This is a genomic window from Rhizobium sp. No.120, from assembly GCF_054558365.1.
The window spans coordinates 436025-452307 of sequence record NZ_BAAJNQ010000002.1 but is presented as its reverse complement, the minus strand read 5'-3'; the positions used below and the strand labels follow the sequence as shown (position 1 = coordinate 452307).

General features: G+C 61.5%; 11 protein-coding genes. 4 read left to right on the top strand and 7 right to left on the bottom strand.

The genetic code is table 11. The features are described from left to right. Positions 1-138 precede the first annotated feature (138 nt). From ACYJRZ_RS07930 to ACYJRZ_RS07915, 4 genes are all read right to left on the bottom strand, one after another. On the bottom strand, positions 139-2349 hold the full coding sequence (locus ACYJRZ_RS07930) for a 3-hydroxyacyl-CoA dehydrogenase NAD-binding domain-containing protein (protein WP_459457750.1): 2211 nt from the start codon (positions 2347-2349) through the stop codon (positions 139-141). A 13-nt stretch (positions 2350-2362) separates the two neighbouring features. Then, positions 2363-3571, bottom strand: a complete 1209-nt coding sequence (locus ACYJRZ_RS07925; RefSeq protein WP_459457748.1) for an acetyl-CoA C-acetyltransferase — start codon at positions 3569-3571, stop codon at positions 2363-2365. 35 nt (positions 3572-3606) lie between these two features. Beyond that, entirely contained in the window at positions 3607-5403 is a 1797-nt protein-coding gene (locus ACYJRZ_RS07920) for an acyl-CoA dehydrogenase C-terminal domain-containing protein (protein ID WP_459457746.1), read from the bottom strand. A gap of 164 nt (positions 5404-5567) precedes the next feature. Next, positions 5568-5843: a hypothetical protein gene (locus tag ACYJRZ_RS07915; RefSeq protein ID WP_459457744.1), complete on the bottom strand. Its 276-nt coding sequence runs from the start codon at positions 5841-5843 to the stop codon at positions 5568-5570. A 39-nt stretch (positions 5844-5882) separates the two neighbouring features. On the opposite strand from ACYJRZ_RS07915, the gene ACYJRZ_RS07910 reads away from it, so the two are divergent. The 3 genes from ACYJRZ_RS07910 (at position 5883) to ACYJRZ_RS07900 (ending at position 11576) form a co-directional block, all read left to right on the top strand. Next, a complete protein-coding gene (locus ACYJRZ_RS07910) occupies positions 5883-9560 on the top strand; it encodes a peptidoglycan-binding protein (protein ID WP_459457742.1) in 3678 nt (1225 codons plus the stop codon). A gap of 286 nt (positions 9561-9846) precedes the next feature. After that, on the top strand, positions 9847-10770 hold the full coding sequence (locus ACYJRZ_RS07905; RefSeq protein ID WP_459457740.1) for a sulfite exporter TauE/SafE family protein: 924 nt from the start codon (positions 9847-9849) through the stop codon (positions 10768-10770). After that, positions 10767-11576, top strand: a complete 810-nt coding sequence (locus tag ACYJRZ_RS07900) for a TIGR02186 family protein (RefSeq protein WP_459457738.1) — start codon at positions 10767-10769, stop codon at positions 11574-11576. Before ACYJRZ_RS07905 ends, ACYJRZ_RS07900 begins: the two co-directional genes overlap by 4 nt. On the opposite strand, the gene ACYJRZ_RS07895 is transcribed toward ACYJRZ_RS07900, so the two are convergent. Further along, on the bottom strand, positions 11577-12080 hold the full coding sequence (locus ACYJRZ_RS07895; RefSeq protein ID WP_459457736.1) for a winged helix-turn-helix transcriptional regulator: 504 nt from the start codon (positions 12078-12080) through the stop codon (positions 11577-11579). Between the two features lie 111 nt (positions 12081-12191). On the opposite strand from ACYJRZ_RS07895, the gene ACYJRZ_RS07890 reads away from it, so the two are divergent. Further along, positions 12192-12752 (top strand): dihydrofolate reductase family protein, encoded by a 561-nt coding sequence (locus ACYJRZ_RS07890; RefSeq protein ID WP_459457734.1) that lies wholly within the window; start codon positions 12192-12194, stop codon positions 12750-12752. Here ACYJRZ_RS07890 and pdeM read toward each other — a convergent pair. Both pdeM and ACYJRZ_RS07880 read right to left on the bottom strand, forming a co-directional pair. Beyond that, positions 12749-13486: a ligase-associated DNA damage response endonuclease PdeM gene (gene pdeM, locus ACYJRZ_RS07885; protein ID WP_459458693.1), complete on the bottom strand. Its 738-nt coding sequence runs from the start codon at positions 13484-13486 to the stop codon at positions 12749-12751. The two genes, ACYJRZ_RS07890 and pdeM, sit on opposite strands and share 4 nt — an antisense overlap. 41 nt (positions 13487-13527) lie before the next feature. Further along, a complete protein-coding gene (locus ACYJRZ_RS07880; protein WP_459457732.1) occupies positions 13528-16038 on the bottom strand; it encodes a ligase-associated DNA damage response DEXH box helicase in 2511 nt (836 codons plus the stop codon). Positions 16039-16283 lie beyond the last annotated feature (245 nt).

Genomic DNA, 16283 nt, shown 5'->3' with positions numbered 1-16283 from the left:
CTGACCTCTTAGTTCGATTTTCCAGCGGTTCACGACATCGTCTGAGTGCAGCCAATCAGCTGCACGCAAATGGCAAACAGAAAGGGCCACTCCTGACAGGGGCGGCCCATGATTTGTCGCGAGCAATAGCTCTCCGGTTCAGGCCGCCTTCTTCGCGCCATAGGGATTGAAGCGTCCGTAGAAGGTCTCGCCCTTGCCGGCCATATCCTTCAGCAGCGCCGTTGGCTGGAAATGCGGGCCGTAGGTAGCAGCGAGCCTTTTGCAAAGCTCCACGAAGGTCTTCACGCCCATGCCGTCGATGTAGGACAGTGCGCCGCCGGTATAGGGGGCGAAGCCGAAGCCGAGGATGGAGCCGACATCGGCTTCGCGCGGATCGGTGACGATGCCCTCTTCGATGGTGCGGGCAGCTTCCAGCGCGATCGTGACGAGGAAGCGCTGCTTCAGCACGTTGACATCGATCTCATCGGCCTTCTTCTGCGGATAGAGATCCTTGAGGCCCGGCCATAGCGATTTCTTCGCCGGCTTCGGCGGATAATCGTAGAAACCCTTGGAGTTCTTCCGGCCCAAACGACCCTCGCCTTCGACGAGACCGCTGATCAGCTGCATGTGACGCGGGTCGACGGCTTTCTCGCCCAGATCGGCAACCGTCGCCTTCAGGATCTTGTAGGAGAGGTCGATCGCGACTTCGTCGTTCAGCGCCAGAGGTCCGACGGGCATGCCGGCCATCTTGGCGGCATTCTCGATCATCGCCGCGGGCACCCCCTCGATCAGCATGTCATAAGCTTCGTGGATATAGCGGAAGACGCAGCGATTGACGAAGAAGCCGCGCGTGTCGTTGACGACGATCGGCGTCTTCTTGATGGCGGCGACGTAATCGAGCGCGACGGCGAGCGCATGATCGCCCGTTTCCTTGCCGAGGATGACTTCGGTCAGCATCATCTTCTCGACCGGCGAGAAGAAGTGGACGCCGATGAAATCGACCGGGCGCTTGGAATTCCTCGCAAGGCCTGTGATCGGCAACGTCGAGGTGTTGGAGGCAAAGACGGCGCCGGCGGGCAGCACGGCTTCGACAGCCTCGATGACGGCCTTCTTGACTTCGCGATCCTCGAACACGGCTTCGATGACGAGATCCACATCCTTGAGATCCGAATAATCGGCCGACGGCGTGATGCGGGACAGAAGGGCCGCTCCCTCGTCCTGCGTCAGCCTTCCCTTACCGATTGAATCCTTGACCAGCCCCTCGCCAACGCCCTTGCCCTTGGTCGCGGCGTCGATATCGCGGTCGATGAGCGTGACGGGAATGCCGGCTGCTGCGGTGACATAGGCGATGGACGCGCCCATGAAGCCGGCACCGACGACGCCGACCTTCTTCAGCTCCGTCTTCGGCTGGCCGGCCGGACGGCGGGCGCCTTTGCCGAGTTCCTGCATGGAGATGAACAGCGAGCGGATCATCGAATAGGCTTCGGTGGTCTGCAGCACATGGGTGAAATAGCGCTGCTCGATCTTCAGGCCGGTATCGAAAGGCACCTGCAGGCCTTCATAGACGCATTTGAGGATGGCGAGCGCTGCCGGATAATTGCCCGATGTCTCGCGGCGCAGGATGGCGGGAGCTGCCGGCCAGAGCTGGGCTGCGGCCGGCGTCCAGATGCCGCCGCCCGGTGCCTTGAAGCCCTTTTCGTCCCAGGGGGCGATGGGCTTCAAGCCATCCTTGATCATCTGCTTCGCGGCCGGGATCAGCTGATCCGGCTCGACCACCTGATGCACGAGATTCATCGCCTTGGCGCGCGCCGCCGTCAGCGACTGGCCCGTCGTCATCATCTGCAGGGCGGATTGCGCATCCGTCAGGCGCGACACGCGCTGCGTGCCGCCGGCGCCGGGGAAGATGCCGACCTTGACTTCGGGCAGCGCAATCTTGACGCTCTTGGCGCTGGAGGCGACACGGCCATGGCAGGCGAGCGACAGCTCGAAAGCGCCGCCCATGCAGGTCCCGTTGATGGCCGAAACCCACGGCTTGCCGCAGGTTTCGAGCTTGCGGAACAGGCCCGTCATGCGACCGACGAGATCGAAGAGCTTCTGCGTGGCAGCGGCCGGGTCCTTGGCCTTTTCCTCCTGATAGAAGGAGAACATCGACTTGATCATCGAAAGGTCGGCGCCGCCAGAGAAGGAGGATTTGCCCGAGGTGAAAACCACGCCCTTGACGGCTGCATCGGCAACCGTGGCGTCGATGATGGCGTTCAGCTCTTCCAGGATCTCGGCGGTGAAGACGTTCATGGACTTGCCGGGCATGTCCCAGGTGACAAGCGCAATGCCGTCTGCGTCGGTTTCGACGGTGAAATTCGTGTAAGCCATTGGTTTCCCCTCCTCAGACGCGTTCGACGATCGTAGCCGTGCCCATACCGGCACCGATGCAGAGCGTGACCAGCGCCGTGTTGAGGTCGCGGCGTTCCAGCTCATCGAGCACGGTGCCGAGGATCATAGCGCCGGTCGCGCCGAGCGGGTGGCCCATGGCGATGGCGCCGCCATTGACGTTGATCTTGTCGTGCTCGATATCGAAGGCCTGCATGTAGCGCAGTACCACGGCGGCGAAAGCTTCGTTCAGTTCGAAGAGGTCGATGTCGGCAAGCGTCATGCCGGTGCGCTTCAGGAGTTTCTCGGTAACGTCGACCGGGCCTGTCAGCATCAGCGCCGGGTCGGAGCCGATATTGGCGAAGGCCTTGATGCGGCCACGCGGCTTCAGCCCCATGCTTTCACCGCCCGCCTTGGAGCCGAGCAGCACGGCAGCGGCGCCATCGACGATGCCGGAAGAGTTGCCGGCATGGTGGACGTAGTTGATGCGTTCGACTTCCGGATGCGCCTGGATGCCGACGGCTTCGAAGCCGCCCATCTCGCCGGGCATTTGGAAGGACGGATTGAGCGACGCCAGCGCCTGCATATCGGTGCCGGGACGCATATGCTCATCACGGTCGAGAATGGTCAGGCCGTTGATATCCTTCACCGGAATGACCGAATTCTTGAAATAGCCCTTCTCCCAGGCGTGGGCGGCACGCTTCTGGCTCTCGACGGCATAGGCATCGACGTCATCGCGCGAAAAACCATATTTGGTGGCGATGAGATCGGCCGAGACGCCCTGCGGCATGAAATAGGCCGGGAAGTTGACCGAGGGGTCCATGAACCAGGCGCCACCGGACATGCCCAAGCCGACGCGCGACATGCTTTCCACACCACCGGCGATGACGATGTCATCAGCCCCTTGTGCGATCTTGGCCGCGCCGAAATTCACGGCATCGAGACCGGAGGCGCAGAAACGGGAGATCTGCATGCCGGGCGCCTTCGTGGAATAGCCGGCTTCGAAGGCCGCGCCCCTCGGGATGACGGCGCCGGCTTCCATGACAGGATCGACGCAGCCCATAATGATGTCGTCAACCGTTTCGGTATCGAGGCCGTTGCGGTCGCGGATCGCCTCCAGCGTCTTGGCGGCGAGGCGCACGGACGGCACTTCGTGCAACGCCCCATCCTTCTTGCCGCGCCCGCGCGGCGTGCGCACGTGGTCGTAAATGAAAACCTCGGTCATGTCTCATCTCCCTGCAGCGGCTGGCGCCGCCTTGATCAAAAGGCTTCCGCCGCCAGTTCCATCATCGTGTCGGCGCCGGTTTCGATGCGGGCCTTGCGCAGCGCCGTTTCCGGCATGATGCGCTCCATATAGAACCGCGCCGTGACAAGCTTGTTCTTCAGATAATCCTCGCGCGCGCTGTCGCCAGCCGCAAGGCCTGCCTGCGCCGCCTTGGCCATCTTCGCCCACATATAGCCGAGGACGACGAGGCCAAAGAGGTGCATGTAATCGGTCGAGCCGGCACCGGCATTGTCGGGCTTGGCCATGGCGTTCTGCATGAACCACATGGTCGCGGCCTGCACATCGTTCAAGCCCTTCTTCAGATGCTTGGTGAAGAAGGCCATCTGCTCGTCGTTGCGGTTCTCTTCGCAGAAATCGCCGATTTCCTTGAAGAGTGCCATGACGGCGCGGCCGCCGTTCAGCGCCAGCTTGCGGCCGACGAGATCGAGCGCCTGAATACCGTTGGCTCCCTCATAGATCATGGTAATGCGGGCATCGCGGACATACTGGCTCATGCCATGCTCCTCGATATATCCGTGGCCGCCGAAGACCTGCTGCGCCATGACGGCATGCTCGAAGCCCTTGTCGGTCAGGACGCCCTTCAGGATCGGCGTCGCGAGGCCAAGGATATCGTCGGCTGCCTGACGGTCCTTCTCATCCGGGGAACGATGGGCGATATCGGATTTCAACGCCGTCCAGAGCAGGAAGGCCCGGCCGGCCTCGTTGAAGGCGCGGATGGTCATCAGCGAGCGACGGATATCCGGATGGACGATGATCGGGTCCGCCTTCTTGTCCGGCGCCTTCGGGCCGGAGAGCGAGCGGCCCTGGATGCGCTCACGGGCATAATTGGCAGCATTCTGATAGGCGATCTCGGCGATGGAGAGGCCCTGCAGGCCGACGCCGAGGCGCGCCTCGTTCATCATGACGAACATGGCGTTGAGGCCCTTGTTCTCGGCGCCGATGAGGAAGCCCGTGGCCTCGTCGTAATTCATGACGCAGGTGGCGTTGCCGTGAATGCCCATCTTGTGTTCGATCGCACCGCAGGTAACCGGGTTGCGCGTGCCGAGCGAGCCGTCTTCCTTGACGAGAAACTTCGGCACGATGAAGAGCGAGATGCCCTTGGTTCCCTCAGGCGCACCTTCGATGCGGGCGAGGACGAGATGGACGATATTATCCGTCATGTCGTGTTCGCCAGCCGAAATGAAAATCTTCTGGCCTGATATCTTGTAGCTGCCATCGGCTTGCGGCACCGCTTTGGTGCGCAAGAGACCGAGATCGGTGCCGCAATGCGGCTCGGTGAGGTTCATGGTGCCGGACCACGTACCTTCGACCATCTTCGGCAGATAGGTCTGCTTCTGTGCGTCGGTGCCATGCACGAGGATGGCGGCAATCGCGCCCTGCGTGAGGCCGGGATACATCATCAGCGACATGTTGGCTGCGGAGGTATATTCGCCGACGGCGCAGTGCAGCACATAGGGAAGCCCCTGCCCGCCGAATTCTTCCGGCACGGCAAGACCCAGCCAGCCACCTTCGCGATAGGCGCGATAGGCTTCCTTGAAGCCCTTCGGCGTCGAGACGGTGGCATCGTCATGGCGCACGCAACCTTCCTGATCACCGGAATAGTTGAGCGGGAAAAGCACCTCTTCCGACAGCTTGGCCGCTTCGCCGACGATCGCCTCGATCATGTCGGGCGTTGCATCGGCATAACCCGGAAGATTGTTGTAGCGCTCCAGCCCAAGCACATCGTTCAGGACGAAAAGCGTGTCGTTCACCGGGGCCTTGTAGACTGGCATTTCTCGAATTCCTCCACTTCGCCGCCGGACCTTGACTTTCCGGCCACTGTCATACTCTTACAAATTATTGACGTTTGCGTAAACGTCAAATTCATGTCTCACAGTGAAATTTTGGTGAAACCGATGAGGGAGAGCATTCCGCATATCGCCGATACGCCCTCTCCCTACGCAAGCGGGCACTGCCTCAGCGCAAGAATATCGGGCTGCGTGACAGCAGAACCGAAATAATAGGTTAAGACATCAGACAAACTTAACGAGTTGTTTACCACGTTTCGTAAATTGTACGAGTTGAGCAGCAGTGCTTCGCGTTTCTTCAACTTATGCTTGGAAATCGCGCTGTCTTTGCCGCTCTGTTTGAGGAAAGCCAATAGATTTATCCCTTTCCGAACGGCGGGATGCAGACAGCAAGGCGATGCAGCAACGTCTTCTTTCGTCAGCATGACGGCCCGGTGGTCCACAGTTCGAGGCGAGCAAAAGATATGAGCGGATCGCGATCAAATCATACCGGAACCGGCGACTGGACATCGCTGGATGCTCTGAGCCGCACGATCGAGGGGCTGGAGGCACGCATCGAAGGGCTGATGGGAACCGCCGCCGCGCGCGATACACGCCAGCGCGTCGCTGCTGGCTATGCTCCTGTTCCCGAACGAGCCGCACCCGAGCGGATACCGCCCCGCCCCGAACGCGAACAATATGCCGGCCGCGCTTACGAGCGCCCGCTGCGCAACGAACGCCATGAGAGCGACCTTCGCCCCGATCCGCTTGCCGAAATCCGTCAGCGCCAGCGCGCGCTGGAAGCAAATCGCGAACGTCTGCAGCCGCGGCGCGAGGAAATTGCGCATGCCGAACCGCAGCCGGCACGGCGTCCGGTCGACAACTATCCGCAGCGCCAGCCGATGCGGGCCGCTGCCGCCGAAGCTCCGGTCGATATCGCCCAGGCGCTCGTCAACCTTCGCCAAGATCTGAAACGCGATATCGCCGACAGCGTGAGCCGCGAAGTCACCGCTCTGCGCGCCGAAATCCGCGATATCCGCGAAAACGCTGAGGACAAGCATTTCGTCGCCGATGTCCGCCAGGATATGGCCAGGCTTGCCGACAGCATCAACCAGCTCGCCGGTCAGCCGGAAACCGCCGGGCTGAAAGCTGAATTCGACGAGCTGCGCTCGCTGATGGACGGGCTTGCTCGCGAAGAATCCCTGCATCACGTCGAGCGACAGGTGAAGGCGATCGACACGTCGGGCCTGCAGGACGAGCTCGTCTCGCTTGCCTATCGCCTCGATGACATCAAACAGCATCTTGGCGGCATGAACGACAGCCCGGCCGTGCATGCCCTGGAAAACAAGTTGCTGACGATCGCGACCGCGATGGAGAGCCTCGGCTCGATGATGCAGCCGCAGGACCAAGCCATGCAGCGGCTGGAAGGACGCCTCAGCGGCCTTGCCGACCAGATCGACCTGATGAGCCGCGATGCAGGCCGCCGCCAACCGGCTGACGATCTTTCCGGCCGGCTCGAAGCGCTCGCCATGCGCATCGACGAGCTCGGCAGCGCCAAGGCCGTCGCCCGCCTTGAGGAACGGCTGGATCAGCTTTCGCATCTGATGGAGCGTTCGCAGAAGGCCGCGCCGCAGCCCGAACTCGTCACCTATCTTGCCGATATCTCCCACAAGATCGATGCGCTGGAACACGGGTCCGTCGGTAACGCACTGGCCGACCGCCTGGATTATCTTGCCCGCCGCATCGACGAGATCGATTTCCATCCGTCCGCGCCGGCCGCAAGCCTCGACGACAGCATGGCGCGTCGCCTCGAGGGTCGCCTCTCCGACATCGCAGCCCGGCTGGAAGCGAGCACTGCCGCCCCGCCGACGGATACGCAAGCGCTGCGCAGTCTCGAAGAGCAGATCGCCCATCTCTCGACATTGCTGACGAACGAGCCGCGGACAGTTGCCGATCATCTGCCCCCGGATTTCGACCGCCGGATGAGCGCGATCGAAGACTACATGGCGACCAACGATGAATACATCATCGAAGCGGCCCGCCATGCGGCGGAAACCGTCGTCGAGGCCTATTCGCGCGAAGGCGGATTGGTCAACGGTTCGCAAGCAGCCGACATGGCGGCATTGACGGCACTCGCCGAAGATCTTCGCCATCTCGAAGATCTCAGCCGTGCCAGCGATGAACGGACGCATCGCACATTCGAGGCTCTGCACGATACGCTGCTGCAGATCGCCGATCGTCTCGATCATATGGAACAGCGCAGGCCCGCGCCCGCCATGCCGGCCGCGACATTCGAAAGCGACGTCTTTGCCGAAGCGGATGCTCCGGGCCTGAAGCCGCCCATGACCGCGCAGCAGAAGGCTGGTCCGATCATCCGCACCGTTGCGCCCGCCGAATCCTCGGTTTCCGGCGAAGTCGCCGTCGCACAGGCGATCGACGCCAGTACGAAGGCGGAAATCAAGGCGGCAGTGAAGAAGAGCGGCAAGTCCAGCCTGTTTGCGAGCCTCGGCAAGCGTTTCTTTACGCCGGAAAAGGCCGAGCCGATCTTTCCGCCGGACCGTCCCGTCATCGAACAGGCGCCGTCGATCGATCCCGCCGACGTAATGCCCGGCGAAGAGGCCAACGAACTGCTGGAGCCGGGTTCCGGCGCGCCTGACATCAAGAAGATCCTGGAGCGCGTGCGCGCCAGTCAGAACACCTCGCGCAGCGGAAACGCGCGTCAGCCGACCGAAAACGAAAGGGCTGATTACATCGCAGCCGCTCGCCGCGCCGCGCAGGCCGCTGCCTTGGAAGTCGACCAGACGCAGCGCTCGGCGCCTGCCTCCAAGAAGGACGCGAAACAAGGTGGTGTTTTCTCACGCTTCCGCCGGCCGATCCTGCTCGCGATCGGCGCCGTTGTGCTCGCCATCATGGCGTATCCGCTGGCGAATACGTTGACACGCGGCCAGAAGGCGCCAGCGCAGGTGTCGACAATGGTTGCACCTGCCAATAGCGCGACGACCAATACGGTGGCTGCCAATGCAAGCCCGGTCGCCGGCAATCAGCAGCCTGCCGCAAACCAGGTCGCCGCTCCCTCGGTTTCCACGACACAGACGGCGGAAGTCCAGCCTGCATCCACAGCCTCCGATCCCGCCGCCGCCCCAACAAATGATCACCTGATCACCGCGACCCCGCTCGACGGCAACCAGACGGCAAGCGAAGAGTTGGCCCCTGCCGGCAGCGCACCTGCACAGCAGGCCACCGCCTTCGTTCAGACTGAGAACACAGCCGCCGCCGCTCCCGCCGCCACGCCGGCAGCGCCGGAAATCACGGTACCCGACGGCATTCAGCCGCCGTCGCTCGTCGCAGCCGCTAAATCGGCCGATCCGGTCGCGCTCTTCGAAATCGGTGCACGCTATACGGATGGCCGCGGCGTTGCGGCTGATATGAAGCAGGCCGCGAAATGGTATCAGCTTTCGGCCGACAAGGGCTATGCCCCGGCACAGTACCGCCTCGCCAGCATGTATGAGAAGGGCAACGGCATCGATCGCGACCTCATCAAGGCCAAGCAATATTATGAGCAGGCTGCCAATCAGGGCAATGCCAGCGCTATGCACAATCTCGCGGTTCTCTACGCTTCCGGTACCGCCGGCCCGCAGGATTATGATAGCGCGGCGAACTGGTTTATCCGCGCCGCCGATCTCGGCGTCTCCGACAGCCAGTTCAACCTCGCAATCCTCTACGCACGCGGCAACGGCGTGAAACAGGACCTGCAGGAATCCTACAAGTGGTTCGCTATCGCTGCAAAGAGCGGCGACAAGGACGCCGCCCAGAAGCGCGATGAAGTCGCCAACGCCATGAAGCCGGCCGATCTCGAAAGCGCGCGCGCTAAGGTCGACCTCTGGAAAGTGCAGCCGGCCGATCCGAAGGCCAACGGCACTGATATCCCCGACGAATGGACTACCGGCAAGGGTGTGAACACAGCCTCGATCGATATGAAGAAGGCGATCCGCAACATTCAGGCCATCCTCAACAAGAATGGCTTCGATGCGGGTGCACCAGATGGCACCATGGGCGACAAGACGGTCGCCGCCCTGAAAAGCTTCCAGAAATCCGTCGGCCTGCCGGCCGATGGTCGGGTCACCGACCAGGTCGTCAAGGAACTGCTTGCCCGCAACAAATAGGGCCATGTTCTCGCATGAAAGCAATCAACCGAGATGCCGGCGTCAGCACGCCGGCATTTTGTTTAGGAAGCTCAGGTTGCCGCATCCCTGCCGGTGTCCACCATTCCGCCATACAGCGTCACAGAAAAGTGAAAAAAGCCGGGTTAGGGTGAAATCCGGCAATTCGAAAACTGTGACAGCGCGGCCTTTCCTAAGGCTCTGGCAATGATTTCAGATTAGAATCCGCCGTTTAAGGGGAAACGGGCTTCGGTCACCGCGCCGAAAAGCCTGCAAATGGGAACAAGGCGTGACGATCTATCTGCCGATCGCAGAATTGTCGGTGAATATTTTCATCATTCTCGGCATGGGAGCAGCCGTAGGGTTTCTCTCTGGCATGTTCGGCGTCGGCGGCGGTTTTCTCATCACGCCTCTTCTGATTTTTTACAACATCCCGCCTGTTGTCGCCGTCGCCACCGGTTCCAATCAGGTCGTTGCCTCCTCCGTCTCGGGCGCGCTCAGCCATTTTCGCCGCGGCTCGCTCGACCTGAAGCTGGGCTCGATCCTGCTTGCCGGCGGCTTGGCGGGGGCGACCTTCGGCCTCTGGCTATTCGTGCTGTTACGCCGGCTCGGCCAGATCGACCTGATCATTTCTCTGATCTACGTGATTCTCCTCGGCACGGTTGGATCGCTGATGCTGTGGGAGAGCATGCGAGCCATGCGCCGCGCAGCCGGCAAGCTGCCACCGGCAACCGGCAAGCCGCGCCATCACAACTGGGTGCAACGGCTGCCGTTGAAACTGCGGTTCAAGAAATCCAAGCTCTATCTCAGCGCCATTCCGGTCATCGGTCTTGGTTTTTTCGTCGGCATGCTGACGCCGATGGGTATCGGCGGCGGCTTCATCCTCGTGCCCGCCATGATCTATCTGCTGCGCGTGCCCACCAATGTCGTTGTCGGCACCTCGCTGTTCCAGGTCATTTTCGTGACGGCCTTCACGACAATCGTCCAGGCAGCCACCAACTATTCCGTCGATATCATCCTGGCCTTCCTCTTGATGGTGGCCGGCGTCATCGGCGCGCAATACGGCGTTCGTGTCGGCCAGAAGCTGCGTGGCGAGCAATTGCGCGCACTCCTCGGCCTTCTCGTCCTGGCCGTCGGCCTTCGCCTCGTCGTTACGCTCGTGGTGACACCAGCAGATGTTTACTCCGTCGTCATGGAAGGAGTGAGCCGATGAGAGGATCCGGACTGCTCCTTGCTGTCGTCATGCTGCTCGCTCCGCTCACCACGCAGGCGCAGGTACTGCTCGATCAGCCGACGACCTCGACCACGGCGCGCGAGACGATGGAGATCGGCACGTCGACGAGCGAGATTGCCATTACCTCGGACTTCACGGGCGCCGATCTGACGATCTTCGGCGCCCTTTCGAACACCGATCAGCTGCTTCTTGCCATCGGTCAGTATGATATCGTCGTCGTGCTGGAGGGCCCACGCGAGAATGCAACGGTCCGCAGGAAAGAGCGCGTCTTCGGCATATGGGTCAACACCCGCTCGATGACGTTCGAGCGTGTCCCGGAAGCCTATTCGCTCTCGAGCACGCGCGCAGTCGACAATATCACTACGCCGCTCGAACTCAGCGACCGCGGCATTGGCGTCGACCATCTTCCGCTGACGCCGGTTGGCTTCGTCGGCAACGTCGGCGATGTTCCGGAATTCCGCAATGCCTTCCGACGCCTGCAGAAGTCTGGCGGGCTCTATGAAAGCGATCCCGCCGGCGTTCGCTTCGTCAGCTCCTCGCTCTTCAAGGCAACGCTCAGGGTTCCCGCCGATGTGCCGAACGGTGTGCATATGGTGCGCGCCTATCTCTTCAAGAGCGGCAAGTTCCTGAGCGAGAAAGCGCTGCCGCTGCGAGTCATCAAGACGGGGATAGAGCAGACGATCACGGATGCAGCGCACCAGCGGCCGATCACCTATGGCATTTTTTCCGTGCTGCTCGCCCTCGTCACCGGCTGGGGCGCAAGCTTCATCTTCCGGAAAAACTGATCAGCCGCTTTTCCGGCGATTGGCGACCTCGGAATAGGCTTCAGTCAATCGCTCGAGTACCGAAGGCGTGCCCGGGGGCAGCACCTTGCCGAGATGCTTGCCACGCAGCTCGTCCATGAAATCATCCCAGAGCTCCTGGCCGCCATTTTCCAGCAGCTCGGCTCGGATCGACAGCTCTTCCGACACTGGAAGATGCTTACGGCCCCAGGCGCCCATATGGGCAAAGAGCGGCACGAGATCGATCGCCATCTCTGTCAGACTGTAAATAGCTTTCTGCTTATGGGTCGGATCATCCTCGCGGGTCAACAAGCCGCGCTCCACCAGCCGCTTCAGCCGATCGGCGAGGATGTTGGAAGCAATCCCCTCCTGCGAATTCTGCAGCAGCTCGCGAAAATGCCGGCGGTTACCGAACATGATGTCCCTGATGACGATCAGGCTCCAGCGGTCGCCGAGAATTTCCAACGTCAGATTGATCGGGCAGCCGGAACGATGCAATGCGTCCATAATGATCTCCAAAAAACCACTTGCATTTTGCCATCGGTCTAGCTAGCTTGCAACCAATTGCTTTTAGCAACCAGTTTTGATCCTGATATAGTTATTCAAACGGAGGAAGTGATGAGGAAGCTCGCTATCTGGAATCTCATGACGCTCGACGGCTATTTCGAGGGAACCAAGCCGTGGGATCTTGATTTTCATATGCTGGCCTGGGGCGACGAGCTGGAACACTATGCGGTCGAACTCGGCAAGGAAGGCGATTTGCTGATCTTCGGCCGCAAGACCTATGAAGGCATGGCCGCCTATTGGCCGACCGCGACGGAAGCGCCCGACATCGCCGCCTACATGAACGGCATCGCCAAGATTGCCGCCTCGCGAACGCTCGACAAGGCTGACTGGAACAATACCCGCGTCGTCGGCGATATTGTCGCTGAGGTGAAGAAGCTGAAGCAAGAACCCGGCAAGACCATGTTCGTCTTCGGCAGCGCTGAAGTGACCGATACATTGCTCAAGGCGGGACTAGTGGATGAGCTCAGGATTTGCCTTGTTCCGGTCGTCCTCGGTGCCGGCAATCCGCATTTTAAACCGGCGGCCGAGCAACGCCCGATGAAGCTTATCGACTCCACGCCTCTCAGGACCGGAGCTGTCATCCTGCGTTATGAACCGGCGAACGCTGCCTAGGCCGAGAGATTGCCGAACCGCACTGAGTAGATGCGGTCGCGGCCCAGCAGGTGCGCAATCAGGCTCTCCCGCTCAAAGAGACCTGCCATCGCCTTGTGGCGAAGATCCAGGCCGCCGGTCATCACCCCGAAAGCCGGCATCAGCAGGCGGGCGCCATCCGTGGCAAAGCAGGGGCGGCGCACTGATTTCTCCCGACGCCGAACGGTGGCCGAGGGATGCAGGTGGCCGGCTATCTCGCCAGCCTGCAACCCGGCCCTTGGTTCATGACGGAAGGTGAGCCCGCCATAATGCATCTCGTCGACCGAACGGCCGGGGAGATCGACGGTGCCATCCGGATCATGATTGCCGTTGATCCAGATCCATTCGCGGCCGCGGGCCATGTTGACGATCAGGCTGCGAAACGCTTCCGGCAGATGCTGTGAACCGACCCGATCATGGAAATTGTCGCCCAGCGACACCACGAGTTTCGGATCATAGCGCGAGATGACGGCGGAGAGGACTGTCAGGGTCGCCAGCGTATCGTAGGGCGGCAGCATCATACCGCGGCGGGCAAAGGCCGCGCCCTTTTCCAGATGCAGATCGGAGACGACGAGAATGCCTGCATCCGGCAGATAGAGCGCGCCGAGCGGATCGCAGACGGCAGCGACACCATGAATGATGGCCTCGACGCCCGCCGCACTGGTTGCGCCGTTACCCTGACCGTTCATATCTCGCGCTAGCGCCAGGCGGTTCATCACCGTAACAATCTACCTTCGTCGTCTGCTTTGCAGCATCCCTATTCCATCGCTTCGCGGATCAGGTCGTCAGCCGCTTCCGCAAGCAGGGAATCGTGGGCCTCGCCCGGTACCGGCACCTTGCCGATCTCCAGCATCACCGGCACGGCGAGCGGAGAAATATGGTCCAGCGCGCGATGGGTGATATGGCCCTTGATTCGCTTCAGCATATCCGCAAGTCGGCCAATATCCAAAAGTCCGGTCGCGGCATCCTGTCTCGTCGCCTGCAGCAAGATATGATCAGGCTCATGGCTGCGCAGCACATCATAGATTAGATCGGCCGAGACGGTCACTTGCCGGCCGGTCTTTTCCTTGCCCGGATGCCGGCGCTCGATCAAGCCGGCAATCACGGCGCAATTGCGGAAGGTGCGCTTCAAAAGAAAGGATTCGTCGAGCCAGGCTTCGAGATCGTCGCCGAGCATATCCTCGTCGAAGAGATCGGAGAGGCTGAGACGGCCGTTGGCGATCATCAGCCCCATATCCTCCAGGCCCCATATGCCGAGAGAATAATCGGTCGCGACGAAGCCCATGGGCTTGGCGCCGGCGCGCTCCAGCCTTCGGGTCAGCAGCATGCCGAGCGTCTGGTGCGCCAGCCTTCCCTCGAAAGGATAGGCAACCATGTAGGCGCGGCTGCCGCGCGGGAAGGTCTCGATCAGAAACTCGTCGCGCTTCGGCAGCAGCGACTTTTCGTTCTGAATTTCCAGCCAGTCGCGCACCTGATCCGGCAGGCGGTGCCGCCGGTCGGGATCGGCAATCATCGCCCGCACTTGATCGGCGAGATAGGTCGAGAGCGGAAACTTGCCGCCGGCATAGGAGGGGATTTTCGGATCCAGCGAGAAGGCCTGCGAGGCCAGGCATTCGCTCTCGCGGATGCCTTCGAAGCGCAGAACCTTGCCGGAAAACAGGAAAGTATCGCCGGGCGAGAGCTGCTCGACGAAATATTCCTCGACCTTGCCGAGCGGCGCGCCGCCTCTTCCAAGCGAGCCCAGCGCATTACGCTTTACCAACCGGATATTCAGCATCGCCTCTTCGACGATCGTGCCGAGATTCAGGCGATATTGCTGCGCGACCTGCGGATTGGATACGCGCCAGCGCCCATCCGCCGTCTTGCGGATGCGGGCATAGCGCTCGTAGGTTCGGAGCGCATAGCCGCCGGTGGCGACGAAATCGACGATGCGCTCGAAAGTCTCCCAGGAAAGCTCGGCATAGGGCGCCGCACTCTGCACCTCGTCGTAAAGCTCGAGCATATCGAAGGGTTCGGCGCAGGCCATGCCGAGCACGTGCTGGGCGAGAACGTCGAGCGCTCCGGCGCCGATGGGCGGCGTATCCTGTGCGCCGGTATAATTGGCATCAAGCGCTCCCTGGCATTCCATGACTTCGAAGCGGTTGGCCGGCACGAGGATTGCCTTCGAGGGTTCATCCATGCGGTGGTTGGCGCGGCCGATGCGCTGAGCAAGGCGGCTCGCGCCCTTGGGCGCGCCGACATGGATGACGAGATCGACATCGCCCCAATCTATGCCGAGATCCAGTGTGGAGGTGGCGACGACGGCGCGCAGCCGGTTCTCTGCCATGGCTGCCTCCACCTTGCGGCGCTGGCCGACATCGAGCGAGCCGTGGTGCAGGGCGATCGGCAGATTGTCGTCATTGGCCGACCATAGCTCCTGAAATAGCATTTCGGCCTGCGATCGCGTGTTGACGAAGAGCAGCGTCGTGCGATGTGCCTTCAGCTCGCGGTAGATATCGGGGATCGCATATTTGGCGGAGTGGCCGGACCAGGGGATGCGCTCTTCCGTCGACAGGATCGAAATATCGGGCTTGGCGCCGCCTTCGACGATGACGAGGCCGGCGTGGCGCTCTTCCCCCGGTCGCTGCGCTACCAGCCATTTCTGCAGGTCCATGGGATCGGCGACGGTCGCCGAAAGGCCGATGGTCTGCACACGCGGCGCCAGCTTGCGGATGCGGGCAAGGCCGAGCGACAGCATATGGCCGCGCTTGGAGGTGACGAGCGAATGCAGTTCGTCGAAGACGATGTATTTCAAATCCTTGAAGAAGCGCTCGGCCTCGCGATTGGCAAGCAGCAGCGCCACCTGCTCCGGCGTCGTCAGCAGGATATCGGGCGGATTGAGCTTCTGCCGCTGCCGCTTGCCGCTTGGCGTATCGCCCGTGCGGTTCTCAACCGTAACAGGCAGACCCATTTCAGAAACGGGCTTCATCAGGTTGCGCTCGATATCGACCGCAAGCGCCTTCAGCGGCGAAATATAGAGCGTGTGGATGCCGGTAAAGGCCGAGCCGGGCGCGATTTTCCCGCGCCGGGTGAGATCCGTCAGCGACGGCAGGAAGCCGGCAAGGGTCTTGCCGGCGCCGGTGGGCGCAATCAGCAGCGTGCTTTCACCCGCTTCGGCGCGGGCCAGCAGCTCCAGCTGATGCGCGCGCGGCTGCCAGCCCTTTTCCGCAAACCAGCGGGTGAAGGGGGCGGGTAAGGCAAGGGGGTACTGCGCGTCGATCTGGTCCACGGGGTTCAATGTAATGAATATGCGGCGGATGAGAAGCCGGGGAGGCTGGAGAAGAGCAAGGATGGGCCGTACATTCTTTCACTAAGGCCGCTTAGGCTCATTAGCTTCCGCACGCCCCCTCATCCTCGGGTCAAGCCCGAGCATGACGGTGCCTTCTTGTGGGCAGCATTCATAAAACACGCATTTCGCGCTTCCTCGCCCAACAACAACTCTGTCGCATCCCCACTTGACTCCCATCATAATCA

Excerpts from the sequence above, each read along its gene's own strand:
- ACYJRZ_RS07930 (WP_459457750.1), bottom strand. The coding sequence starts at position 2,349 with ATGGCTTACACGAATTTCACCGTCGAAACCGACGCAGACGGCATTGCG.
- ACYJRZ_RS07910 (WP_459457742.1), top strand. The coding sequence starts at position 5,883 with ATGAGCGGATCGCGATCAAATCATACCGGAACCGGCGACTGGACATCG.
- ACYJRZ_RS07925 (WP_459457748.1), bottom strand. The coding sequence starts at position 3,571 with ATGACCGAGGTTTTCATTTACGACCACGTGCGCACGCCGCGCGGGCGC.
- ACYJRZ_RS07895 (WP_459457736.1), bottom strand. The coding sequence starts at position 12,080 with ATGGACGCATTGCATCGTTCCGGCTGCCCGATCAATCTGACGTTGGAA.
- ACYJRZ_RS07900 (WP_459457738.1), top strand. The coding sequence starts at position 10,767 with ATGAGAGGATCCGGACTGCTCCTTGCTGTCGTCATGCTGCTCGCTCCG.
- ACYJRZ_RS07920 (WP_459457746.1), bottom strand. The coding sequence starts at position 5,403 with ATGCCAGTCTACAAGGCCCCGGTGAACGACACGCTTTTCGTCCTGAAC.
- ACYJRZ_RS07915 (WP_459457744.1), bottom strand. The coding sequence starts at position 5,843 with ATGCTGACGAAAGAAGACGTTGCTGCATCGCCTTGCTGTCTGCATCCC.
- pdeM (WP_459458693.1), bottom strand. The coding sequence starts at position 13,486 with ATGAACCGCCTGGCGCTAGCGCGAGATATGAACGGTCAGGGTAACGGC.
- ACYJRZ_RS07890 (WP_459457734.1), top strand. The coding sequence starts at position 12,192 with ATGAGGAAGCTCGCTATCTGGAATCTCATGACGCTCGACGGCTATTTC.